Genomic DNA, 23036 nt, shown 5'->3' on the forward strand with positions numbered 1-23036 from the left:
CCCTCGCCTTATTTGCCGCCGAGCGTTACAAACAGGGTCAAGAGCCCCAACATGCCGATAATCATGGCGAACGCGTAGTGATAGATGTAACCGGATTGAAGGAAGCGGATCACACCGGCGAACCAGCCGACGAACCGCGCACTGCCGTTGACGATGCCGTCGATGACGACCACATCGCCCTCTTTCCACAGCCCCCGGCCAATGGCGACCGCGCCCTTGGCGAAGACCACTTCGTTGATCTTGTCGAAGTAGTACTTGTTGTCGAGGAGCGTATAGATCGGGCCGGACGCCTTCTTGATGACAGCGGGCAGATCCGGACGCTTGATATACAGGAACCACGCGACGATCACGCCGAAAGCCGCGATCCACACCGGTCCCGGCGTGATGATGCCGTGCAGCGCCATGGCCATCCAGCCGTGGAACTCCGTGGCCATTTCCTTCAGGCCTTCGTGGTTTTCGGCGATGTAGATCACCTTGTCGAAGATCACGCCGTGCGAGAAGAAGTCGCCGTAGACCATCGGACCGATACCGATCGCGCCGATGATGATCGACGGAATAGCCAGCAGCACGAGCGGCAGCCACACCACCCACGGGGTTTCGTGCGGCACGTGCGCGTGGCCGTGGTCATCATGGCCGTGCCCGTGGTCGTCGTGACCATGGCCGTGCGAATCGTGACCGTGGCCATGTGCTTCAGCTTGACCCATCGGCGAATCGGGATGCTTCGGACCGCGGAAACGCTCCGGACCGTGGAACACCATGAAGTACATGCGGAACGAGTACAGCGACGTGACGAACACGCTTGCGACCACCGCGAAGTACGCAAAGCCGGAGCCCGCCAAGTGCGAGGCCTTGGCCGCTTCGATGATCGAATCTTTCGAGTAGAAGCCGGAGAAGAACGGCGTGCCGATCAGCGCGAGCGAACCGATCAGCGACGTGATCCAGGTGATCGGCATGTACTTGCGCAGACCGCCCATGTTGCGCATGTCCTGGTCGTGGTGCATGCCGATGATTACCGAACCCGCGCCGAGGAACAGCAACGCCTTGAAGAACGCGTGCGTGGCAAGGTGGAACACGGCGACCGGATAAGCCGACACGCCGAGCGCGACCGTCATGTAACCGAGCTGCGATAGCGTGGAGTAAGCCACCACGCGCTTGATGTCGTTCTGCACGACGCCGAGAAAGCCCATGAACAACGCGGTGATCGCACCGATGACCGTGACGAACGACAGCGCCGCATCCGAATGCTCGAAGAGCGGCGACATGCGCGTCACCATGAAGATACCGGCCGTTACCATGGTTGCCGCGTGGATCAGCGCGGAGATCGGCGTCGGGCCTTCCATCGAGTCGGGCAGCCACACATGCAGCGGAAACTGCGCGGACTTACCCATCGCGCCGATGAAGAGGCAAATGCACGATACCGTCAGCAAGCCCCATTGCGTGCCGGGAAAGGTCATGGTCGCGAGCTTGTCGCTTTGCGCGAACACGTCGCCGTAGTTCAGCGAGCCGCCGAACGCCAGCAACAGGCCGATGCCCAGCAGAAAACCGAAGTCGCCCACGCGGTTCACGATAAACGCCTTCATGTTGGCGTAGATAGCGGTTTCACGCGTGAAGTAGAAGCCGATCAGCAAGTACGACACGAGACCCACGGCTTCCCAGCCGAAGAACAGCTGCAGGAAGTTGTTCGCCATGACGAGCATCAGCATGGAAAACGTGAAGAGCGAGATGTATGAGAAGAACCGCTCGTAACCGACTTCTTCATCCGCCATGTAGCCGATGGTGTAGATGTGCACCATCAGCGAGACGAAGGTCACGATGACCATCATCATCGCGGTGAGCGAGTCGACCAGGAAGCCGACTTCCATCTTGAGCGAACCGACCGTCATCCATTCGTAGACGGTGGCGTTGTAGCTCGCGCCGTTCAGCACGTCGAAGAAGACCATCGCGGACAGCACGAAGGAGATCGCGACGCCGAGAATCGTCACGCTGTGCGCGCCCTTGCGCCCTATCGTCTTTCCCAGCAGCCCCGCGATCAGCGAACCGGCAAGCGGCGCCAGCGGAACCGCAAGCAGGACGTTTTCATTGAGTGTCATGGACATAACAGCCTAGCCTGAAATTAACCTTTGAGCTGATCGAGGTCCTCGACGTTGATCGTGTCGAGGCTGCGGAACAGGGTCACGAGAATCGCGAGACCGATTGCCGCTTCAGCAGCAGCCACGGTCAGCACGAAGAACACGAAGATCTGGCCGTGTATGTCGCCCAGATAATGCGAGAACGCGACGAAATTGGTGTTCACCGCGAGCAGCATCAGCTCGATGGCCATCAAGATGATGATGACGTTGCGGCGGTTCAGGAAGATGCCGACGATGCTGATCGCAAAGAGGATCGCACCGAGCACGAGGTAATGGGCAAGACTCAACATTTCGATATTCTCCTTCGCGCTCAGCCCTTGTTGTCGACCGTTCCCGCACCGATGTTGCCGGTCACGGGCGGTTCCGTCGCGGCGTCGGGCGCCTCTGTCTCGGACTTCATCTTGACGATACGCACGCGGTCCTGGGCGCGCACCTTGACCTGCTGGCTGACGGTCTGCGTCTTCTTGTCCTTCTTGTCGCGAATCGTGAGCGAGATCGCCGCGATGATGGCGACCAGCAGCACGAGACCGGCGATTTCGAACGCGAAGATGTAGTCCGTGTAGATGATCTTGCCGATGAGCTGCGTGTTCGGCATCACCGCCGCGCCGCTGACAGCCGCGCCGACGACCGGCGTGGTCGTCGCGCCGAAACCGTGCCACAGGATCAGCGCCGTTTCCACCACGATGATCGCGCCCACGATGCTCGCGAGCGGCACGAAGCGTCTGAAGTCGCGTCGCAGTACGTCGATGTTGATGTCGAGCATCATCACGACGAAGAGGAACAACACCATCACGGCGCCCACGTAGACGAGAACCAGCAGGATCGCGAGGAATTCGGCCTGCAGCAGCATCCAGATCGCGGCGGCGTTGAAGAACGCGAGCACGAGAAAGAGCGCGGATGACACCGGGTTGCGCGAAGTGATCACCTTCAGCGCCGACACGGTCAGGAGCAGCGCGAAGATATAGAACAGTACGGTTGTGAATTCCATGATTACCGGTTCATCGTTAGGCCATCAAGAGGCATGGTGTATCGGCGCTTCGGCTCGCTCTCTCCGTGCGACGGACAAAGCGCGGCCGGGGAAGATCAGCCACGAAGCACGGTCACTAAGCGCGCCGCATTGTGCCAGACAGCAACAACAAAAACGCAACGACATGTCGAGGACCGGAGCGCGCGAACGTGGTTTCTGTTTCTCTCGCGCGGCGCTCCAGGCTCGGCTTCGCATCAACGATAAGGCGCGTCTGCCGCCTTCGATGCGGCGATTTCCGTCTCGTAACGATCGCCCACCGCAAGCAGCATGTCCTTCGTGAAGTACAGGTCGCCGCGCTTCTCGCCGTGATATTCGAGGATGTGCGTCTCGACGATCGAGTCGACCGGGCAGCTTTCTTCGCAGAAGCCGCAGAAGATGCACTTGGTCAGGTCGATGTCGTAACGCGTCGTGCGGCGCGTATTGTCAGCACGCGTTTCCGATTCGATCGTAATGGCGAGCGCCGGGCATACTGCCTCGCACAGCTTGCAGGCAATGCAGCGCTCTTCACCGTTTTCATAGCGGCGCAGTGCATGCAGGCCACGAAAACGCGGAGAAATAGGCGTCTTCTCTTCCGGGAACTGCACCGTGATCTTGCGCTGGAACGTGTAGCGTCCCGTCAGCGCCAGACCCTTGAGCAGCTCGGTCAGGAAGAAGGTCTTAAAAAAGCTCTGTATTGCGTTCATGATATTTGTCCGCTCTTGTCTCTTTGCGCGCCGTTACTTCCAGATGTTGAGCGGCGACATGATCCAGAAGCCGACCACGACGACCCACACCACCGACACCGGCAGGAACACTTTCCAGCCAAGACGCATGATCTGGTCGTAGCGGTAACGCGGGAAAGTCGCGCGCGCCCAGATGAAGACCGACAGCAGGAGGAAGACCTTGAAAACGAACCAGAACACGCCCGGGATGAACGACAGGAAGCCGAACGGTGCGTCCCAGCCGCCGAGGAACAGCGTCGTGGCGATCGCCGAGATCACGATCATGTTGATGTACTCGGCGAGGAAGAACAGCGCGAACGCCATGCCGGAGTAATCGATCATGTGACCGGCGACGATTTCCGATTCGCCTTCCACCACGTCGAACGGATGGCGGTTCGTTTCGGCGATGCCCGAGATGAAATACACGACGAACATTGGCAGAAGCGGCAGCCAGTTCCACGACAGGAAGTTGACGCCGAAGCCCGCGAAAATGCCGCGCTGCTGCGAGGTGACGATATCCGACATGTTCAGCGTGCCCGCGACCATCAGGACGACGACCAGCGCGAAGCCCATCGAGATTTCGTAGGACACCATCTGCGCCGCCGCGCGCATGGCGCCGAGGAACGCGTACTTCGAGTTCGACGCCCAGCCCGCGAGAATCACGCCGTACACGCCGATGGACGAGATCGCCATGACATACAGCAGACCGGCGTTGATGTCGCCGAGCACGGCCTTGGCCTGGAACGGAATGACCGCCCACACGGCGAACGCCGGGACCACCGTCATGATCGGCGCGATCACGTAGATCCACTTGCTTGCTTGCGTCGGCTGAATGACTTCCTTGAGCAACAGCTTCAGCACGTCCGCAATTGGCTGCAAGAGACCTGCCGGGCCGACGCGGTTCGGGCCGAGACGCACGTGCATCCAGCCGATGAGCTTGCGTTCCCAGAGAATCAGGTACGCGACGCACAGCAGGATCACTACCGCGACCACGACAATGCGCACCAGCGCCCACACCGTTGGCCATGCGACGCCCAGAATTTGCGTGCCGCCCGCGTTGATCGTATCGAACAAGCCCATTTACGCCTTCTCCACTACCAGTTCGCCGAACAGGCCGCCAAGCGCGGCGCCGGCTGACGTGCCCGCCGATACGCGGACCACCGATTCCGCCAGATTCGCATCGCGAACCGCGGGCAGCACCACCGACAGATTGCCTTGCTTGACGCGCACTGCTTCGCCGTCTTTCAGGCCGAGCTGGTCGAAAAGCGCGGTCGGCAGACCCGCCATGTTCGCGTCGCGGGCCGCGGCCGTCAGATGCAGCGACGGGGCGCGGCGCACCAGTGCGTCGGCGTGATAGATCGGCACGTCGGCAAGACGCTGGAAGCCGCCGTTCGCCGTGACATTCGACGCCGCGCGCTTGGCCGCGACCGTCGTCTCGTTCGACAAACGCGCGCTCAACTCACCCGTGCCGAGTGCGGCGATACGCACTTCTTCGGCCGTGTCGTAATCGAAGCCCGACAGACCGAGCAACGTGCCGAGCACCCGCAGAACCTTCCAGCCCGGACGCGTGTCGCCCAGCGCGCGCACGACGCCGTTGAACGACTGAGCCGTGCCTTCCGCGTTGACGAAGGTGCCCGACGTTTCCGTGAACGGCGCGATGGGCAGCAACACGTCCGCGTAGTCGAGGCCGTGCTTGAACGACGACATCACCACGACCATTTCCGCCTGCTTCAATGCGGCGATGGCTTGTGCGGGGTTGGCCGTATCGAATTCCGGTTCTGCATTGAGCAGCACGTAGCCCTTGCGCGGCTGTTCGAACACTTCGCGCGCGTTGAGACCGCCTTCGCCCGGCAGGACGTCGACCAGATGCGCGCCCACTGAATTCGCGCCTTCGGTCAGGAAGCCAAGCGTGGCGCCCGTGCTGTTCGCGATCCATTGCGCCGCCGCGTGAATCTGCGCGAAATCGGGATGCTGAACCGCGAGGTTGCCGAGCAGCACGACGCGCTTGTCGCCCGCCGAGAGCGATGCCGCGACATCTTTCGCCGCCGCCGATACTTCGCGTCCGGCAAACGCTTCAGGCAGTTCCGAGCCACGCGCTTCGGCCACCGCGGCTGCGATGCCCGCGAGCTGGTCGAGCCAAGCCGACGGCGCCGCCACCAGGCGATGCGCGGTCGGGATCAGCGAGTCGTCGTTGCTTGCGTTGAGAAGCGTGAGCATGGCGCCATTCTTCGCCGCCTGACGCAGACGCGCGGCCAGCAACGGGTGATCGCGACGCAGGAACGAACCGATGACGAACGCGGTATCGACATTCGACAGATCCGCGATAGGCACGCCGAGCCAGGGTGCGCCGACGCCCAGGGGCGCCGAGAAGTCGTTCTGACGCAGACGGAAATCGACGTTGGGCGTACCCACGCCTTCCGCGAATTGCTTCAGCAGGAAAAGTTCTTCGACCGTTGCATGCGGCGTGGCCAGCGCAGCGATGGCGTTCGCGCCGTGGTCCGCCTTGATACCCTTGATGCCCTTCGCCACGTATTCGAGCGCGGTTTGCCAGTCGGTTTCGATCCAGTTGCCGCCTTGCTTGAGCATTGGCGTGCTCAGGCGCTCGTCGCCGTTCAGACCTTCGTAGGAGAAGCGATCCTTGTCTGAAATCCAGCATTCGTTGATGGCTTCGTTTTCCATCGGTAGAACGCGCATGACGCGATTGTTCTTCACCTGGACGACGAGGTTCGCGCCAACGGAATCGTGCGGGCTCACCGACTTGCGGCGCGACAGTTCCCACGTACGCGCGCTATAGCGGAACGGCTTGCTCGTGAGCGCGCCGACCGGGCACAGATCGATCATGTTGCCGGACAGTTCGGAGTCGACCGTCTTGCCGACGAACGAGGTGATTTCCGAATGCTCGCCACGGCCCAGCATGCCAAGCTCCATCACACCGGCCACTTCCTGGCCAAAGCGCACGCAACGCGTACAGTGGATGCAGCGCGTCATCTCTTCCATGGAGATGAGCGGGCCGACGTTCTTGTGGAACACCACGCGCTTTTCTTCGCTATAGCGCGATTGCGACTTGCCGTAACCGACGGCCAGATCCTGCAACTGGCACTCGCCGCCCTGATCGCAAATAGGGCAATCCAGCGGGTGGTTGATCAGCAGGAACTCCATCACCGACTGCTGCGCCTTCACGGCCTTGTCGGAGGTGGTACGCACGATCATGCCGTTGGATACGGGCGTGGCGCACGCGGGAACGGCCTTCGGCATCTTTTCGACTTCGACGAGGCACATCCGGCAGTTCGCCGCGATCGACAGCTTCTTGTGATAGCAGAAGTGAGGAATGTACGTATCGACCTTATGCGCAGCCTGGATCACCATGCTGCCTTCAGGAACCTCGACCGTCTTGCCGTCAATTTCTAGTTCAACCATGATGGATAAAGATCCTCAACCTCTGTCGCGCATCTGATTGCGCGTCTGATTACGCGGTAAGCGCTTCGGACGCCGCATGATGCGCGTGCCCGCCGACGAGACAATGCTTGTGCTCGACGTGATATTCGAATTCGTTCCAGAAGTGCTTGAGCATGCCGCGCACGGGCATGGCCGCCGCATCGCCGAGCGCGCAAATCGTGCGGCCCATGATGTTTTCGGCAACCGAGTTCAAGAGATCCAGATCTTCCTTGCGGCCAAGTCCGTGCTCGATACGATGCACCACGCGATACAGCCAGCCCGTGCCTTCGCGGCAAGGCGTGCACTGACCGCACGACTCTTCGTAGTAGAAGTACGACAGACGCAGCAGCGAACGCACCATGCAGCGCGTTTCGTTCATGACGATGACCGCGCCCGAGCCGAGCATGGAGCCCGCCTTGGCGATGGAATCGTAGTCCATGTCCGTTGCGAGCATCATCTCGCCCGGCACGACCGGCGCCGACGAACCGCCTGGAATGACCGCCTTGATCGACTCGCCGCGTACACCGCCGGCCAGTTCCATCAGCGTGGCGAACGGCGTGCCGAGCGGCACTTCATAGTTGCCAGGACGATTCACGTCACCCGACACCGAGAAGATCTTCGTGCCGCCGTTATTCGGCTTGCCGATCTCGAGGTAATTCTGCGGGCCGATTTCCAACAGGAACGGCACGGCCGCGAACGTCTCGGTGTTGTTGATGGTGGTCGGCTTGCCGTACACGCCGAAGCTCGCCGGGAACGGCGGCTTGAAGCGCGGCTGGCCTTTCTTGCCTTCCAGCGATTCCAGCAGCGCGGTTTCTTCACCGCAGATATACGCGCCATAGCCATGATGCGCGTACAACTCGAACGAAAAGCCCGTGCCCAGGATGTTCGCGCCGAGATAACCGGCCGCGCGCGCCTCTTCGAGCGCCGCTTCGAACACGCGATAAACCTCGAAGATCTCGCCGTGAATGTAGTTGTAGCCCACGGTGATGCCCATTGCGTACGCGCCGATGGCCATGCCCTCGATCAGCGAATGCGGGTTCCAGCGCAGGATGTCGCGATCCTTGAACGTGCCCGGTTCGCCTTCGTCCGAATTGCAGACGAGATACTTCTGCCCCGGGAACTGACGCGGCATGAAGCTCCACTTGAGGCCGGTCGGAAAACCCGCGCCGCCGCGGCCGCGCAGACCCGACGCCTTGACGTCGGCGATCACTTGCTCGGGCGGAATCTTTTCTTCGAGAATGCGCCGCAACTGCTTGTAACCGCCGCGCGCAACGTAATCTTCGAGATGCCAGTTCTCGCCGTTGAGGCCAGCGAGGATCAGCGGCTTGATGTGACGATCGTGGAGTGACGTCATTTCGAAAGTTCCTCGATCAACTGGTCGATCTTCTCGTGGCTCAGGAAGCTGCACATGCGGTGATTGTTCACCAGCACGACGGGTGCGTCGCCGCACGCGCCAAAGCATTCGCCTTCTTTCAGCGTGAACTTGCCGTCCGGCGTGGTTTCGCCGAAGTCGATGCCAAGCTTCTGCTTGAGATACTGAGCAGCACTATCCGAGCCACCGTCCGGGCCAAGCTGGCAAGGCAGGTTCGTGCAAAGCGTGATCTTGTGCTTGCCGACCGGCGCGAGGTTATACATGGTGTAGAACGTCGCGACTTCCTGCACGGCGACCGGCGGCATGCTGAGATAGCTCGCCACGAACTGCATGAGTTCCGGCGAGAGCCACCCGTGCTCTTCCTGAGCGACAGCCAGCGCTGCCATCACCGCGGATTGCTTTTGCTCCGCGGGATATTTCGCGACCGCGCGATCGATTTCTTTCAGGCCTTCAGCTGAGATCATTTTCAGACACGACTCTTTCAATTCCTACCGAACGAAAACCTGCCGCGCCCTTCTTGTTGCGGCAGACCTGGCGTCCTGCGGTTTGCTGTTATTGCTGCTGCGCTGTTCGCTTGGGCGTCGAGCGAGAACCAATACGAACGGCTATCAGCGATCGATTTCGCCGAACACGATGTCTTGCGTGCCGATGATCGTCACGGCATCCGCGATCATGTGGCCGCGCGCCATTTCGTCGAGCGACGCGAGATGCGCGTAGCCCGGAGCGCGAATCTTGAGGCGATAAGGCTTGTTCGCGCCGTCCGAAATCAGATAGATGCCGAACTCGCCCTTCGGATGCTCGACGGCGGCATAAGTCTCGCCTTCGGGCACGTGGAAGCCTTCGGTGAAGAGCTTGAAGTGGTGAATCAGCTCTTCCATGTTGCTCTTCATGCCGACGCGCGAAGGCGGCGCAACCTTGTGATTATCGACCATCACCGGGCCCGGATTCTTGCGCAGCCAGGCAATGCACTGTTTGGCGATACGCACGGACTGACGCATTTCCTCGACGCGCACCAGATAGCGGTCGTAGCAGTCGCCGTTCACGCCAACCGGGATGTCGAAGTCGAGTTGGTCATACACCTCGTACGGCTGCTTCTTGCGCAGATCCCATTCGATGCCCGAGCCACGCAGCATTGCACCGGAAAGACCCATCTGCAACGCGCGCTCAGGACTCACCACGCCGATGCCGACAAGCCGCTGCTTCCAGATACGGTTGTCGGTGAGCAGCGTTTCGTACTCGTCGACACAGTGCGGGAAGCGATTGAAGAAGTCTTCGATGAAGTCGAGCAGCGAACCTTGACGGTTCTCGTTCATCCGGTCGAGCGCCTTCGCATTGCGAATTTTGGACGCCTTGTATTGCGGCATTGCGTCAGGCAGATCGCGATAAACGCCACCCGGACGATAGTAAGCCGCGTGCATGCGCGCGCCCGACACCGCCTCGTAGACGTCCATCAGATCTTCGCGCTCGCGAAACGCATAGAGGAACACCGCCATGGCGCCGACGTCGAGCGCGTGCGATCCGATCCACATCAGGTGGTTCAGCACGCGCGTGATTTCGTCGAACAGCACGCGGATGTACTTCGCGCGGATCGGCACGTCGATACCGAGCAGCTTTTCGATGGCGAGCACATAGCCGTGCTCGTTGACCATCATCGACACGTAGTCCAGGCGGTCCATGTACGGAACCGACTGAATGAAGGTCTTGGTTTCCGCCAACTTTTCGGTCGCGCGATGCAAGAGGCCGATGTGTGGATCGGCGCGCTGGATGACTTCGCCGTCGAGTTCCAGCACGAGACGCAGCACACCGTGCGCTGCAGGGTGTTGCGGGCCGAAGTTCAGCGTGTAGTTCTTGATCTCTGCCATGGCGTTCTCTTAATGTTTCAGACCGCCGTAGCGATCTTCGCGAATCACGCGCGGCGTGATCTCGCGCGGTTCGATCGTCACTGGCTGATACACGACGCGCTTCTCTTCCGGGTCGTAGCGCATTTCCACGTAGCCGGAGATCGGGAAGTCCTTGCGGAACGGATGGCCGATGAAGCCATAATCCGTGAGAATGCGGCGCAGGTCGGGATGGCCTTCGAACACGATGCCGTACAGGTCGAACGCTTCGCGCTCGTACCAATTTGTCGACGACCAGATGTCGACCACCGACGGCACGATGGGCACTTCGTCGTCCGGTGCGAACACGCGCACGCGCACGCGCCAGTTGTTCGCGATGGACAGAAGATGCAGCACAGCGGCAAAACGCGGGCCGTCGTAGACGCCGTCGCCGAAGGTCGAATAGTCGACGCCGCACAGGTCCATGCACTGCTCGAAGCCGAGCGAGCGATCGTCACGCAGCCGGGTCGCGACTTCGATGTAGTCGGCCGCTTTCACGACCACCGTTACCTGACCCAGCGACTCGGTGACTTGGAGACGGTCGCCAAACGCCGCCTCGAGGTTCGCTTTGAGGGTCTCGAGTTTGCTTGCCATAATTGGGGAGGCTCAGGCCTTTATTGACGCGCGATGGTGTTGGTCCGGCGAATCTTCGCCTGCAACTGGATCACGCCGTAGACCAGCGCTTCGGCGGTCGGAGGACAGCCGGGCACGTAGACGTCGACCGGAACGATACGGTCGCAGCCGCGCACGACGGAATACGAATAGTGATAGTACCCGCCGCCGTTCGCGCACGAACCCATGGAGATGACCCAGCGCGGCTCGGCCATCTGGTCGTACACCTTACGAAGCGCGGGCGCCATCTTATTGCACAGCGTGCCTGCCACGATCATGACGTCGGACTGACGCGGGCTCGGGCGAAACACCACGCCGAAGCGATCCAGGTCGTAGCGCGCCGCGCCCGCATGCATCATCTCGACCGCACAGCAGGCGAGACCGAACGTCATCGGCCAAAGAGAGCCGGTGCGCGTCCAGTTGATCAGCTTGTCAGCCGTGGTGGTGACAAAGCCTTCCTTCAAGACCCCTTCGATACTCATTTGTTTTCCACTCCAGATGAGCTGCCAGCCATAGCCGCCCATGAATCCGGTGATCTAACTTTCATTCCCAGTCGAGTCCGCCCTTTCTCCAGATGTAGGCGAAGCCGAGCAAAAATTCGAGCAGAAAAATCATCATGGCCATGAAGCCCGGCCACCCGATATCGCGCAGGGCAACACCCCACGGAAACAGGAACGCCGTCTCAAGGTCGAAGATGATGAAAAGAATCGCGACGAGATAGTAACGCACATCGAACTTCATACGCGCGTCTTCGAAGGCTTCGAAGCCGCATTCGTACGGTGCGTTCTTTTCGGTGTCGGGTCTGTTGGGACCGAGAACTTTGCCGATGCTGACCAACGCTATACCCAGACCGAGGCCGACTACGATAAACAAGAAGACGGGGTAATAGGGTGCGAGGTTCAAGGCTATCCTCAGATCGGTAGATGTGGTCTGTGACTGTCTGGGTGCTGCTGCCGGCGCAAATGCACGGCGGAGAATTCACTTCGGACCGCTTGGTAACTCTTCGGCACCATGCTTATCACAACGATAAGTCAATGTGAAACCGTAAGGGTACTCCAGAAGTGACAATGCCAGCCGAAGCGATGCATGCGGCTGGCATTTGGATAACTTTTTGGTGCCGACGGCGAGACTCGAACTCGCACAGCTTTCGCCACTACCCCCTCAAGATAGCGTGTCTACCAATTTCACCACGTCGGCACTGTACTGCAATCCGGGAAAACAACTTCTTAATTGCCGCGAATCGCTACAAGACTTGAATTATAACTAGGTCTCACGAATTGTTCAACGCACAAAACACGAATAACGCGAAAATTTGTTCTGGGCGTTTCTTGAACAACCCGGCCGAGGAAGTCCGAGATTTACTTCGGCACGTCGGAACCCGGCGCGCTCGACGCAGGCGCGGCGGATGCTGGCGCAGTCGCGGCGGCAGGCGCCGAACCCGACTTTGCCGCAGCAGGCGCGGAAGCCGTGGGCGCAGACATTGCACCGCCAAGAACGCCTGCGGAAACCTGCGGCTTGTAGCTGCCAATGTAGGTCAGCGCAAGCGTCGTCACGAAGAAGACTGCGGCAAGCACGGCGGTCGTGCGTGATAGGAAGTTAGCGGAACCGGTCGCGCCAAACAGACTGCCCGATGCCCCACTTCCGAACGCCGCACCCATGTCCGCACCCTTGCCATGCTGCAACAGCACAAGCCCGATTACGCCAAGCGCCGACAACAACTGGACGACGATAATCAAAGTCTTCAAATACAGCATTTCAACTCACCTGGATCTTGATGTTTCCGTGACACTCATGTGCCGCGATTTGCTTCTTCGTCTGCCTGACGCTTCGGCCGTTTACTGAATCTCGGCCAACGCCGCCTGGCAAATCGCAAGAAAATCTTCCGACTTCAAGGACGCGCCGCCAATCAGCCCGCCGTCGATGTCCTGTTGCCCGAACAATTCCTGCGCGTTCTCGGGCTTCACGCTGCCGCCATACAACAGCGGCACGTTCGCCACCGACGCACCCTTCTCCGCCAGCTTCGCACGCACGAACGCGTGAACATCCTGCGCTTGCTGCGCCGTGGCGCTCTTGCCCGTGCCGATGGCCCACACCGGCTCGTACGCCACCACGATGCTCGCTGCCTGTTCCTCGGTCAACGCGAGCAACACGGCTTCGAGCTGCGTGCCGACGACTTCTTCCGTCGAGCCTGCTTCGCGCTGTTCGAGCGTCTCGCCGACGCACACAATGGGCGTCAGGCCTGCGTCGATTGCACGCAGCGCCTTGGCCGCCACGAGTTCCGGGCTTTCGCGATGATACGCGCGCCGCTCGGAATGCCCGACGATTGCATATGTCACACCGAAATCGGCGGCCATTTCCGCCGCGACTTCTCCGGTGAACGCGCCCTTCTCATGCGCGGACACATCCTGAACGCCCCAGCGCACGACCGAGCCGCTCAAAAGCGCCTGCGATTGCGCGAGGTACGGACATGGAACGCATACGCCCACACCCACGCTCTTCTGCAAGGCCGACGCCCCAACGGCGACCTCGCTCAGCAAAGCCGCGTTCTCTTTGATGCGGCCATGCATCTTCCAGTTGCCCACCACCAGTTTCGCTCGTTGTCTGGACATTGTCTCGTCACTCGACGGCGGTGGAATGACACCGCCATGCGTGGCGGCCTTTGAAGATCACCGGGGCGAACCCGATCGTTCATCAATCGTTCACCCGGAGGTTCAAAGACCACTCTGTTATAGGAATGTTTGAACCCTCTGCGCGTATTTCGAAAAAGCGAACTGCCAACTGCTTGCAAAACAGGCGATTTTACTGTGATACGGCGAAACCGGTCAAACCGCCAGAACCGCAACGCGCAACAATCAAGGGCAATCAGGCGTCCTCGCGCCAGTCGAGCATGATTTTGCCGACGTGCGTGCTGCTTTCCATCAACGTGTGTGCGGCTGCGGCTTCGCTTGCCGGGAACACCTGATGAATCACCGGCTTGATACGCCCCGCCTCGATCTCCGGCCAGACTTGCTCTTTCAACTTAGCGGCAATCTTCGCCTTGAACGCCACCGGACGCGGCCGCAGGGTCGATCCGGTGATGACCAGCCGACGCCGCAGCACGTCATTGAGATTGATCTCCGCTTTTGCGCCGCCAAGCAGCGCGATCACGCAGATACGCCCGCCATCCGCAAGCGACTTCAGTTCGCGCGGGAGATAATCGCCCGCGACCATGTCGAGAATGACGTCGACTCCACGATCGTTCGTGAGCGAACGCACCACTTCGACGAAATCTTCCGTCTTGTAGTTGATCGCGCGCTCCGCGCCGAGTGCTTCGCAGGCGCGGCACTTTTCGTCGCTGCCGGCCGTGGCGAACACGCGAAAGCCGAGCGCCTTCGCAATCTGTATGGCCGTCACGCCGATACCGCTCGATCCGCCCTGCACGAGCAGCGTCTCCTCGTCGCCGTTTTCGCCCGAACCGAGATGCGCGCGCTCGAAGACATTGCTCCACACGGTGAAGAACGTTTCCGGCAGCGAAGCCGCTTCGATGTCCGTCAATCCAGCCGGAACCGGCAAACATTGTTCGAGCGGCGCAACCGCGTATTCCGCGTAACCGCCGCCCGCGAGCAGCGCGCAGACGCGATCGCCCTTCTTGAGGCCGAACGGATTATGTTTAGGATCGAAGTCGCCATCGACGATCTCGCCCGCCACTTCGAGCCCCGGCAAATCCGACGCGCCCGGCGGCGGCGCATACGCGCCCTTGCGCTGAAATACATCGGGCCGGTTGACGCCGGAAGCGCTCACCTTGATGAGCACTTCGCACTTGCCCGGCTCGGGCTTCGGGCGCTCGCCCAGCTTCAGCACTTCGGGTGCACCAAACTCAGTGATTTCGATGGCCTTCATTGCTTCTCCCAGACAGTCAGTCGTGTGGCAAGCGCGTTGACTTGGCGAACCAGATGGCACTGTGCCGCGCGGGCAACACGCGCTCCACAGTGCCATCGGGTCCGGCGATGCATCGGACAAAGCGTCGCCCGCTGCACCTCATACAAGAAAACGGCCGGCTCGCAGATGCGGCCGGCCGTCGACACATTACCGCATTACTGCTGCGGCTGCGTCGGTTCGGCTTGTTGCGCGGCTTCGTTCAGAAGCGCCTTGGCCGACAGACGCACGCGACCCTTCTCGTCCGTCTGGATGACCTTGACCTTCACGATCTGGCCTTCCTTCAGGTAGTCGTTGATGTCCTTCACACGCTCGTTGACGATTTCCGAGATGTGCAGGAGACCATCCTTGCCCGGCAGGATATTCACGATCGCGCCGAAGTCCAACAGCTTGAGCACCGGACCTTCGTACACTTGGCCCACTTCCACTTCGGCCGTGATGTTCTCGATACGCTTCTTCGCCTCGGCCATGCCTTCCGAGCTCGTGCTCGCAATGGTCACGACGCCGTCGTCGGAAATGTCGATGGTCGTGCCGGTCTCTTCCGTCAGCGCGCGGATCACCGAACCGCCCTTGCCGATCACGTCGCGAATCTTCTCCGGATTGATCTTGATGGTGATCATGCGCGGCGCGTAGTCCGACAGCTCCGTGTTTGTGGTCGGCACCGCGGCGGTCATCTTGCCGAGGATATGCATGCGGCCTTCCTTCGCCTGCGCGAGCGCGACCTGCATGATTTCCTTGGTGATGCCCTGAATCTTGATGTCCATTTGCAGCGCCGTCACGCCTTGCGCGGTGCCGGCCACCTTGAAGTCCATGTCGCCGAGGTGATCTTCGTCGCCGAGGATGTCGGTCAGAACCGCGAACTTGTTGTCTTCGAGGATCAGGCCCATGGCAATGCCGGCCACGTGCGCCTTCATCGGCACGCCGGCGTCCATCAGCGCGAGGCAACCGCCGCAGACCGAAGCCATCGACGAAGAGCCGTTCGATTCCGTGATTTCCGACACGACGCGGATGGAATAGCCGAATTCGTCGGCGTTCGGCAGGCACGCGACCAGCGCGCGCTTGGCGAGACGGCCGTGACCGATTTCACGGCGCTTCGGCGAACCGACGCGGCCCGTTTCGCCCGTCGCGAACGGCGGCATGTTGTAGTGAAGCATGAAGCGCTCGCGGTATTCGCCTTCGAGCGCGTCGATGTTCTGCTCGTCGCCCTTCGTGCCGAGCGTGGCGACGACCAGCGCCTGCGTCTCGCCGCGCGTGAAGAGCGCCGAGCCATGGGTGCGCGGCAGAACGCCGGTGCGGATTTCGATCGGACGCACGGTGCGCGTGTCGCGACCGTCGATACGCGGTTCGCCGTTCAAAATCTGCGAACGGACGATCTTCGCTTCGATGTCGAACAACACGTTGCCGATGGTCGCCGCATCCGCCGCTGCCGTGCCCGAAGCAGCCGCGTCCGCTGCGAGCTTCGCCGAGGTCGCCGCGAAAACTTCCTTCAGCTTGGCCGAACGCGCTTGCTTGTTGCGCAGTTGATAAGCCGCTTCCAGTTCCGGCTTGGCGATTTCCGTGACGCGCGAGATGAGCGCTTCGTTCTTCGGGGCCGGCTGCCAGTCCCATTCCGGCTTGCCGCCGTCGCGCACCAGTTCATGGATTGCGTCGATGGCGATTTGCATCTGCTCGTGGCCGAACACGACCGCGCCGAGCATGACTTCCTCGGACAACTGCTGCGCTTCCGATTCCACCATCAGCACCGCGCGTTCCGTACCGGCGACCACGAGGTCGAGCGCCGATTCCTTCATTTGCGGACGCGTCGGGTTCAGCACATATTCGTTGTTTATGTAGGCGACGCGCGCGGCGCCGACCGGGCCGTTGAACGGCAGACCGGACACGGCGAGCGCTGCCGACGCGCCGATCAGCGCGGGAATGTCGGCGGGAACGTCCGGGTTCAGCGACAGGACGTGGATCACGACCTGCACTTCGTTATAGAAGCCTTCCGGAAAGAGCGGGCGCAGCGGACGGTCGATCAGGCGCGAGATGAGCGTCTCGCCTTCGGACGGACGGCCTTCGCGGCGGAAGAAGCCACCCGGGATCTTGCCGGCGGCGTAGGTCTTTTCGAGGTAATCGACGGTCAGCGGGAAGAAATCCTGACCCGGCTTGGCGGTCTTTGCGCCGACGACAGTGGCGAGCACGACGGTATCTTCGACATCGACGATCACCGCGCCGCTTGCCTGACGAGCGATTTCACCCGTTTCCAGGCGGACGTTATGCTGTCCCCACTTGAATTCCTTGACGATCTTATTGAACATTGCGACTCCTTCTACGTTGCGCCACGCCGGATCGGTGGACGTTTGCCCACCGGACGGCGCTGGCTAGGCGGTACCGAGCCGCGCTTGAGAGGTGTGTTATGCCATTCCAGCGCGACGCGCGCATTGAGTGTTCGTACCGCGCTGGAATGACACAAAGCTCCGCCGCGAGGCTGCACCGAGTGTCTGTCCGGATGAAGCATCCGGGGTAAAGCATGTGAACTACTTGCCGATTATCAGCATTCGACGAACCCAATGATGAGAAATCGACCGAGCGCTGACCGGGCAAATGATCAGGCGAGCGGATCGCGCAAAAACAAAATGCCTGTATCAGCGAACTGACACAGGCACTTCGTTAGAACGCTGGCCGCAAAGCCACGTTTGGGCGCAATTACTTACGCAGACCCAGTTTTTCGATCAGCGAGCGGTAACGGTCCGCGTCCTTGCCCTTCAGGTAGTCGAGCAGCTTGCGGCGACGGCTCACCATGCGCAGCAAACCGCGGCGGCTGTGGTGGTCCTTCGTGTGGGCCTTGAAGTGGACGGTCAGTTCGTTGATGCGGCTCGTGAGCAGAGCGACTTGCACTTCGGGGGAGCCAGTGTCGTTGGCGCCGCGCGCGTATTCGGCGACGACGTCGGACTTCTTGATTTCTGCTGCGGACATTTGCTTTTCCTTTAAAACAGACAGGCGGTCACGGAAGAAAGGCCGTGCCGTGGTTTGTTCACGATAGTTTCGCTTCTTCTAGACTCTTGGTTGTCAGACTGTTTTCGACAGCCGGATCGAGTCAAAAAAGCGAAGCGCAGAGTATAGCATAGGGCGAAGTCCGAAAGACGGGCAACTAGCGCGCCGGACGCGCCATCTGGCACGTCGACGGCTGGACGGTCTTTTCCGCCGGCACCGCGAGCAGCGTCCGAAAGCCATAGCCCGAGCCTTCGTTATCGAACCGGATGCCCGCCGTGCTCGCCTTGTCCATCTCCATGACATACAGGGGCTGGATCAATTGATGATCTTCCGCGCGCATGGTCGATGCGTGGAATCCTTCGCCATCGAACTTCATGCCTTCGAGCGCGCGGGCCACGGCGTAAGGGTCCGCGCTGCCGGCGCGCGTCATCGCGGCGGCGAGCATCTCGATCATCAGCGGCATGCGCAGCACGAGGTAATCGTCCGATGCCGCCGGATAGCGCGCGCGGAAATCGCGGTAATACGCGTCCGATAACGCGCCGCCCGCATTCGGATGCCAGTCGGCGACCGCGATCACGCGCTTTACGCCGGCGTCACCCAGCGCGGCCGGTGCGCCGAGACTGTTGCCGTAGAACGTATAGAACTTCGTGTCGAGCCCCTGCTCGCGCGCCGCCTTGACGAGCAGCGTGAGATCGTTGCCCCAATTTCCGGTGATGACCGCGTCGGCCCCGCTCGCGCGAATCTTCGCGATATACGGCGCGAAATCCTTCACGCGGCCGATCGGATGAAACTCGTCGCCCGCAATCGCGATATCCGGCCTGCGTTCTTTGAGCGCACGCTGCGCTTCGCGGCTGACGTCATGGCCGAAGCTGTAATCCTGATTCAGCAGATAGACCTTTTTGACCGCGCGATCGTTCTTCAGCGCGTCCGCGAGCGCGTCCATGCGCATGCCGGCGTGGGCATCGAAGCGAAAATGCCAGAAACTACACGCGGCGTTGGTCAGGGCGGGATCGTCGGCGGAGTAGTTGAGGAACACCACGCGATGCTCGGGCTCGCGCCCGTTCTGCTTGTCGATGGCCGTCACCAGCGCGGCCGCCACCGCCGAACTGTTGCCCTGCATGACGAAGCCGATCCTGTCGTCGATCGCCGCGCGCAACTGTACGAGGCTCGCCTCGCTGCTGCCTTTGCCATCGAGCACGACGAGTCGCAGCGGGTGCATGCCGTCGGCGAGCTTCACGCCGCCCTTCGCATTCACGCGCTCCACGCCGAAGCGCAAGTTGCGCTCGACCGCCGCGCCTGCGTTGGCGAAAGGTCCGGACATGCCCTCGATCATCGCGAGCTCGATGGGCGGCAAGTCAGCGGCGCTTACGTGCGCCATGAAAGACGACATCGCGCAGGCCAGCGCGGCCCGTTGCAGCCATCGCGCGGCTCGTTTGCTTGCGGATTCGCTCACCGTCAGCCCTTCCAGTCGAAGAAAGGGCGGATCATAGGACGGCTATGGCTCGCGGTGCAAGTGCGGCGATTACGCGAGCGCCCTCTTCGCGTCGATGAGAGGCATCGCGCTTTTGTCCCGATGGCATGTCAAAATCGAACGCGAACGATCCAGGCTTTGGCGACGATCGTCGAAACGATGAATGCGACAACGCGCGGCGCGCTGGAATCCTCGAGGCGCCAAGAACGTTAACACTGTCGCGACACAGAATGTGTGGAGGCCTTCATGCTGAACTCTTTCAACCGGCTGCGCGGCACGCTCGCTTGCGTGGGTGCCGCGCTCATGCTCACGGCTTGCGCGCAGCCCTGGCAAAACTTTCAGACGGGCGCGGATTCATCCACGCTCACCGCGCGCTTGGGCCCGCCACGCGAAGTCTACGATTTGCCCAACGGCGGCAAGCGCCTGATGTGGCCGACTCAACCGCTCGGTGAAGTCACGACCGCCGCCGATGTCGATGCTTCCGGCAAGATCGTCAGCGTGCGGCAAGTGCTCGACGAGAACGAGTTCTACAAGGCGCAGATCGGCACATGGACCAAGACGGACGTGCTCGTGAATTTCGGCCGTCCGGTGGAGACGTCGTACTTCCCGCTGATGAAGCGCGAAGTCTGGACGTATCGCTACATGGAGGCGAACGTCTGGTACATGATGTACAACTTCTATTTCGATGAACAGGGCATCGTGCGTCTCACGCAAAAAACGCCAGATCCGCTGCACGATCCCGACCGCCGCAACGCCTTTTGAAGTACTCAAAATGACGAAGGCCTCGCTAATCGCGAGGTCTTTCGTTTCGAGCTACATCAAGCCGCGATCAAAGCTGCGGGTTGAGCTTTTCGACCTTCGAATGCAGCTTGTTCAACGCGGCGATATAAGCCTTCGCCGACGCCGCGATGATGTCCGGGTCCGTGCCCACGCCATTCACGATCCGCCCGCTCTTCGAAAGACGCACCGTGACTTCGCCCTGTGCCTGCGTGCCGGTCGTGATTGCATTGACCGAATACAGCACCAGTTCCGCGCCGCTATCCACCTTCGATTCGATCGCGTGCAACGTCGCATCGACCGGACCGTTGCCGCGCGCTTCGCCCGTCACTTCCGCGCCTTCGACCGCGAACACCACTTGTGCTTGCGGTTGCTCGCCGGTCTCCGAATGCTGCTTCATCGACACGAAGCGGAAGTGTTCCTTCGCCTGCGCTTCCGCCGATTCCTCCGAAACGATCTGCATGATGTCTTCGTCGAAAATTTCGGCCTTGCGGTCGGCGAGTTCCTTGAAGCGCGCGAACGCGGCGTTCACGTCGGCCTCGGATTCGAGTTGCACGCCGAGTTCTTCCAGACGCTGCTTGAACGCGTTACGGCCTGACAACTTGCCGAGCACGATCTTGTTCGCCGCCCAGCCCACGTCTTCCGCGCGCATGATTTCGTACGTGTCGCGCGCCTTCAGGACGCCGTCCTGGTGGATGCCCGACGCGTGTGCAAACGCGTTTGCGCCGACCACTGCCTTGTTCGGCTGCACGACGAAGCCGGTGATCTGCGAAACGAGCTTCGACGTGGGCACGATCTGCGTCGTATCGATACCGACATCGAGCCCGAAGTAGTCCTTGCGCGTCTTGATCGCCATCACGATTTCTTCGAGCGACGTATTGCCCGCGCGTTCGCCGAGTCCGTTCATCGTGCACTCGACCTGACGCGCGCCGCCGATCTGCACGCCCGCCAGCGAATTGGCGACGGCCATGCCGAGGTCATCGTGACAATGCACGGAGAAGACCGCCTTGTCCGAATTCGGGATGCGCTCGCGCAGCGTCTTCACGAGATTGCCGTACAACTCGGGCACGCCGTAACCGACCGTATCCGCGATATTGATGGTGCGCGCGCCTTCGTCGATCACCGCTTCGAGCACGCGGCAAAGAAAGTCGATGTCCGAACGGCTGCCGTCTTCCGGCGAGAACTCGACGTCGTCCGTGAACTTGCGCGCGAAACGCACCGCAAGACGCGACTGCTCGTACACCTGTTCCGGCGTCATGCGCAGCTTCTTTTCCATATGCAGCGCGGACGTTGCGATGAACGTATGGATGCGAAACTGGCTCGCGGGTTTCAAGGCGTCGGCGGCGCGCTGGATGTCCTTGTCGTTCGCGCGGGCGAGCGAGCAGACCGTGCTGTCCTTGATCATCGAGGCGATCGTGTGGATGGCGTCGAAGTCTCCGTTCGAGCTGGCCGCGAAGCCCGCTTCGATCACATCGACCTTCATGCGCTCCAGTTGCCGCGCGATACGGATTTTTTCTTCCTTCGTCATGGACGCGCCGGGGGACTGCTCGCCATCGCGCAAGGTCGTATCGAAGATGATCAACTTGTCTGCTGCCATATTGGACTCCAGTGGGGAGAATTATCGACTGTTGGAATTATCGCGTTGAAGCGAAAGACAAAAGGGAATTCGGGTGTTCGCGCCACCGCTGGCGTCGAAAACCTTGAACGAGCAGACGGGAGGCGAGAAGAATCAGCGCGGTAGGCGCGCTAGTAGCGATAGTGCGCGTAGCGACGCACCAGCCGAATAAAGCGAGGGGGAGAACGAGAAAAAGTTCATTCGAAAACTATAACGGCTTTTAGGAACGCGTGCAATCGGGCTTTCCGATCGAACCGATTGACTTTTACCTGCCGCTAGTCATGCAAAACAGCGCGTAGGAAAACAAAAAGCCTGCATTCCGTTGGGAAGCAGGCTTTCGTAGATTCAGACGGCGTACAACTACGGCTTAGTAACCGCCGATACTCGCGCTCACGCGCTGACGCAATTCGCTACCGTCGGTGAACTGCACGTTGTCGATGCGGCGCGCGCCCTGGAAGCGCTGCTCCCAGTAACCGCTTTCCATGTCGTCAACGCGGATCGTGCTGCCGGTGGACGGCGAATGCACGAACTTGTTGTCGCCAATATAGATGCCGACATGCGAAAACGAACGGCGCATGGTGTTGAAGAACACGAGATCGCCTGGCTTGAGATCCGACACGCGGACCTTCTCGCCGACACGGCTCATTTCCTCGGCGCGGCGCGGCAAGGTCATGCCGAGCGTGTCCTGGAAGACGTATCGCACGAAGCCGCTGCAATCGAGGCCGGAATCCGGTGTATTGCCACCCCAGCGATAACGCACGCCAATCATATTGAGTGCGCCGACGACCACGTCGCCCGCCTTGCTGGCAACGCCAGAAAGAAACGAGCGTGCGCCGCCAGGAGCGCTGGCGGTGTCTGCCGTGGCGGCGACTGGGCTGATCTGAGAGGAATTCGAAGCGTTGCCGTTGCTGGCAACTTGGCTACTTTGGCTATTACTGCTGACTTCGTCGGCGAACGCGCCGGAAGTTGTTGTCATCAGAAGGCCGATCAACATGCCTGCGGCTGCCCGCGCGCATGTCTGAGTCAATGTCAATGGCTGCATCGGTCGGTAGGTTTTACAATTAAAGACTGAAAAATCAGGGAGATACGAGAAAGTTTGGAAGGATACTAGCCACAAATTATTTAACTGTCA

21 protein-coding genes and 1 tRNA gene are annotated in these 23036 nt (G+C 60.7%); 1 reads left to right on the top strand and 21 read right to left on the bottom strand.

What is annotated here, in order from left to right; translation table 11 throughout:
- Window positions 1-8: 8 nt before the first annotated feature.
- The 19 genes from nuoL to NCR98_RS08530 form a co-directional block, all read right to left on the bottom strand.
- A complete protein-coding gene (nuoL, locus tag NCR98_RS08440; RefSeq protein ID WP_244825474.1) occupies window positions 9-2096 on the bottom strand; it encodes an NADH-quinone oxidoreductase subunit L in 2088 nt (695 codons plus the stop codon).
- Window positions 2097-2113: 17 nt separating this feature from the next.
- Complete coding sequence (nuoK, locus tag NCR98_RS08445; RefSeq protein ID WP_031360677.1) at window positions 2114-2419, bottom strand: NADH-quinone oxidoreductase subunit NuoK; 306 nt, start codon at window positions 2417-2419, stop codon at window positions 2114-2116.
- Window positions 2420-2439: 20 nt separating this feature from the next.
- Window positions 2440-3117: an NADH-quinone oxidoreductase subunit J gene (locus tag NCR98_RS08450; protein ID WP_244825476.1), complete on the bottom strand. Its 678-nt coding sequence runs from the start codon at window positions 3115-3117 to the stop codon at window positions 2440-2442.
- 233 nt (window positions 3118-3350) lie between these two features.
- Window positions 3351-3839 (bottom strand): NADH-quinone oxidoreductase subunit NuoI, encoded by a 489-nt coding sequence (gene nuoI / locus NCR98_RS08455; RefSeq protein WP_244825478.1) that lies wholly within the window; start codon window positions 3837-3839, stop codon window positions 3351-3353.
- A 33-nt stretch (window positions 3840-3872) separates the two neighbouring features.
- Window positions 3873-4937, bottom strand: coding sequence for an NADH-quinone oxidoreductase subunit NuoH (gene nuoH, locus NCR98_RS08460; protein ID WP_244825480.1), 1065 nt, complete (start codon window positions 4935-4937; stop codon window positions 3873-3875).
- Window positions 4938-7274: an NADH-quinone oxidoreductase subunit NuoG gene (nuoG, locus tag NCR98_RS08465; protein WP_250525970.1), complete on the bottom strand. Its 2337-nt coding sequence runs from the start codon at window positions 7272-7274 to the stop codon at window positions 4938-4940.
- A gap of 49 nt (window positions 7275-7323) precedes the next feature.
- Complete coding sequence (gene nuoF, locus NCR98_RS08470) at window positions 7324-8646, bottom strand: NADH-quinone oxidoreductase subunit NuoF (protein WP_244825483.1); 1323 nt, start codon at window positions 8644-8646, stop codon at window positions 7324-7326.
- On the bottom strand, window positions 8643-9128 hold the full coding sequence (nuoE, locus tag NCR98_RS08475; protein ID WP_244825485.1) for an NADH-quinone oxidoreductase subunit NuoE: 486 nt from the start codon (window positions 9126-9128) through the stop codon (window positions 8643-8645). The genes nuoF and nuoE overlap by 4 nt, the downstream gene beginning before the upstream one ends.
- Window positions 9129-9272: 144 nt before the next feature.
- Window positions 9273-10526, bottom strand: coding sequence for an NADH-quinone oxidoreductase subunit D (locus NCR98_RS08480; protein ID WP_250465136.1), 1254 nt, complete (start codon window positions 10524-10526; stop codon window positions 9273-9275).
- Window positions 10527-10535: 9 nt separating this feature from the next.
- Complete coding sequence (locus NCR98_RS08485; protein WP_244825489.1) at window positions 10536-11135, bottom strand: NADH-quinone oxidoreductase subunit C; 600 nt, start codon at window positions 11133-11135, stop codon at window positions 10536-10538.
- A 20-nt stretch (window positions 11136-11155) separates the two neighbouring features.
- Window positions 11156-11635 carry a NuoB/complex I 20 kDa subunit family protein gene (locus tag NCR98_RS08490; RefSeq protein WP_006052903.1) on the bottom strand — a complete coding sequence of 160 codons (480 nt, stop codon included), beginning with the start codon at window positions 11633-11635 and terminating at the stop codon, window positions 11156-11158.
- A gap of 61 nt (window positions 11636-11696) precedes the next feature.
- Window positions 11697-12056 (bottom strand): NADH-quinone oxidoreductase subunit A, encoded by a 360-nt coding sequence (locus NCR98_RS08495; RefSeq protein WP_244825491.1) that lies wholly within the window; start codon window positions 12054-12056, stop codon window positions 11697-11699.
- A 209-nt stretch (window positions 12057-12265) separates the two neighbouring features.
- Window positions 12266-12350: transfer RNA gene (locus NCR98_RS08500), tRNA-Leu, on the bottom strand.
- Window positions 12351-12511: 161 nt separating this feature from the next.
- Window positions 12512-12907, bottom strand: coding sequence for a preprotein translocase subunit SecG (gene secG, locus NCR98_RS08505; RefSeq protein ID WP_250525971.1), 396 nt, complete (start codon window positions 12905-12907; stop codon window positions 12512-12514).
- An 81-nt stretch (window positions 12908-12988) separates the two neighbouring features.
- On the bottom strand, window positions 12989-13762 hold the full coding sequence (tpiA, locus tag NCR98_RS08510) for a triose-phosphate isomerase (protein ID WP_250509197.1): 774 nt from the start codon (window positions 13760-13762) through the stop codon (window positions 12989-12991).
- Window positions 13763-14015: 253 nt separating this feature from the next.
- Window positions 14016-15032 carry an NAD(P)H-quinone oxidoreductase gene (locus NCR98_RS08515; protein ID WP_244825496.1) on the bottom strand — a complete coding sequence of 339 codons (1017 nt, stop codon included), beginning with the start codon at window positions 15030-15032 and terminating at the stop codon, window positions 14016-14018.
- Between the two features lie 194 nt (window positions 15033-15226).
- Complete coding sequence (gene pnp, locus NCR98_RS08520) at window positions 15227-17365, bottom strand: polyribonucleotide nucleotidyltransferase (protein WP_244825498.1); 2139 nt, start codon at window positions 17363-17365, stop codon at window positions 15227-15229.
- 388 nt (window positions 17366-17753) lie between these two features.
- Window positions 17754-18023 (bottom strand): 30S ribosomal protein S15, encoded by a 270-nt coding sequence (gene rpsO / locus NCR98_RS08525; protein ID WP_244825500.1) that lies wholly within the window; start codon window positions 18021-18023, stop codon window positions 17754-17756.
- A 175-nt stretch (window positions 18024-18198) separates the two neighbouring features.
- Entirely contained in the window at window positions 18199-19431 is a 1233-nt protein-coding gene (locus NCR98_RS08530) for a branched-chain amino acid ABC transporter substrate-binding protein (RefSeq protein WP_250526095.1), read from the bottom strand.
- Window positions 19432-19758: 327 nt separating this feature from the next.
- Between NCR98_RS08530 and NCR98_RS08535 the strand changes: the two genes are divergently transcribed.
- Entirely contained in the window at window positions 19759-20274 is a 516-nt protein-coding gene (locus NCR98_RS08535; protein ID WP_244825501.1) for a hypothetical protein, read from the top strand.
- A 67-nt stretch (window positions 20275-20341) separates the two neighbouring features.
- Here NCR98_RS08535 and NCR98_RS08540 read toward each other — a convergent pair whose 3' ends face one another.
- The gene (locus tag NCR98_RS08540) at window positions 20342-21886 is read right to left on the bottom strand and encodes a 2-isopropylmalate synthase (RefSeq protein ID WP_244825503.1); all 1545 of its coding nucleotides are present in this window, start codon (window positions 21884-21886) and stop codon (window positions 20342-20344) included.
- Between the two features lie 385 nt (window positions 21887-22271).
- A complete protein-coding gene (locus NCR98_RS08545; protein WP_250509200.1) occupies window positions 22272-22946 on the bottom strand; it encodes a C40 family peptidase in 675 nt (224 codons plus the stop codon).
- Window positions 22947-23036 lie beyond the last annotated feature (90 nt).

Source organism: Caballeronia sp. GAWG2-1, assembly GCF_023631405.1.
GTDB lineage: Bacteria > Pseudomonadota > Gammaproteobacteria > Burkholderiales > Burkholderiaceae > Caballeronia.

Excerpts from the sequence above, each read along its gene's own strand:
- nuoL (WP_244825474.1), bottom strand. The coding sequence starts at position 2,096 with ATGTCCATGACACTCAATGAAAACGTCCTGCTTGCGGTTCCGCTGGCG.
- NCR98_RS08515 (WP_244825496.1), bottom strand. The coding sequence starts at position 15,032 with ATGAAGGCCATCGAAATCACTGAGTTTGGTGCACCCGAAGTGCTGAAG.
- NCR98_RS08480 (WP_250465136.1), bottom strand. The coding sequence starts at position 10,526 with ATGGCAGAGATCAAGAACTACACGCTGAACTTCGGCCCGCAACACCCT.
- NCR98_RS08545 (WP_250509200.1), bottom strand. The coding sequence starts at position 22,946 with ATGCAGCCATTGACATTGACTCAGACATGCGCGCGGGCAGCCGCAGGC.
- tpiA (WP_250509197.1), bottom strand. The coding sequence starts at position 13,762 with ATGTCCAGACAACGAGCGAAACTGGTGGTGGGCAACTGGAAGATGCAT.
- NCR98_RS08530 (WP_250526095.1), bottom strand. The coding sequence starts at position 19,431 with ATGTCGTCTTTCATGGCGCACGTAAGCGCCGCTGACTTGCCGCCCATC.
- NCR98_RS08540 (WP_244825503.1), bottom strand. The coding sequence starts at position 21,886 with ATGGCAGCAGACAAGTTGATCATCTTCGATACGACCTTGCGCGATGGC.
- nuoF (WP_244825483.1), bottom strand. The coding sequence starts at position 8,646 with ATGACGTCACTCCACGATCGTCACATCAAGCCGCTGATCCTCGCTGGC.
- NCR98_RS08535 (WP_244825501.1), top strand. The coding sequence starts at position 19,759 with ATGCTGAACTCTTTCAACCGGCTGCGCGGCACGCTCGCTTGCGTGGGT.
- nuoG (WP_250525970.1), bottom strand. The coding sequence starts at position 7,274 with ATGGTTGAACTAGAAATTGACGGCAAGACGGTCGAGGTTCCTGAAGGC.
- NCR98_RS08490 (WP_006052903.1), bottom strand. The coding sequence starts at position 11,635 with ATGAGTATCGAAGGGGTCTTGAAGGAAGGCTTTGTCACCACCACGGCT.
- NCR98_RS08485 (WP_244825489.1), bottom strand. The coding sequence starts at position 11,135 with ATGGCAAGCAAACTCGAGACCCTCAAAGCGAACCTCGAGGCGGCGTTT.
- secG (WP_250525971.1), bottom strand. The coding sequence starts at position 12,907 with ATGCTGTATTTGAAGACTTTGATTATCGTCGTCCAGTTGTTGTCGGCG.
- nuoI (WP_244825478.1), bottom strand. The coding sequence starts at position 3,839 with ATGAACGCAATACAGAGCTTTTTTAAGACCTTCTTCCTGACCGAGCTG.
- pnp (WP_244825498.1), bottom strand. The coding sequence starts at position 17,365 with ATGTTCAATAAGATCGTCAAGGAATTCAAGTGGGGACAGCATAACGTC.
- nuoE (WP_244825485.1), bottom strand. The coding sequence starts at position 9,128 with ATGATCTCAGCTGAAGGCCTGAAAGAAATCGATCGCGCGGTCGCGAAA.
- rpsO (WP_244825500.1), bottom strand. The coding sequence starts at position 18,023 with ATGTCCGCAGCAGAAATCAAGAAGTCCGACGTCGTCGCCGAATACGCG.
- nuoH (WP_244825480.1), bottom strand. The coding sequence starts at position 4,937 with ATGGGCTTGTTCGATACGATCAACGCGGGCGGCACGCAAATTCTGGGC.
- nuoK (WP_031360677.1), bottom strand. The coding sequence starts at position 2,419 with ATGTTGAGTCTTGCCCATTACCTCGTGCTCGGTGCGATCCTCTTTGCG.
- NCR98_RS08450 (WP_244825476.1), bottom strand. The coding sequence starts at position 3,117 with ATGGAATTCACAACCGTACTGTTCTATATCTTCGCGCTGCTCCTGACC.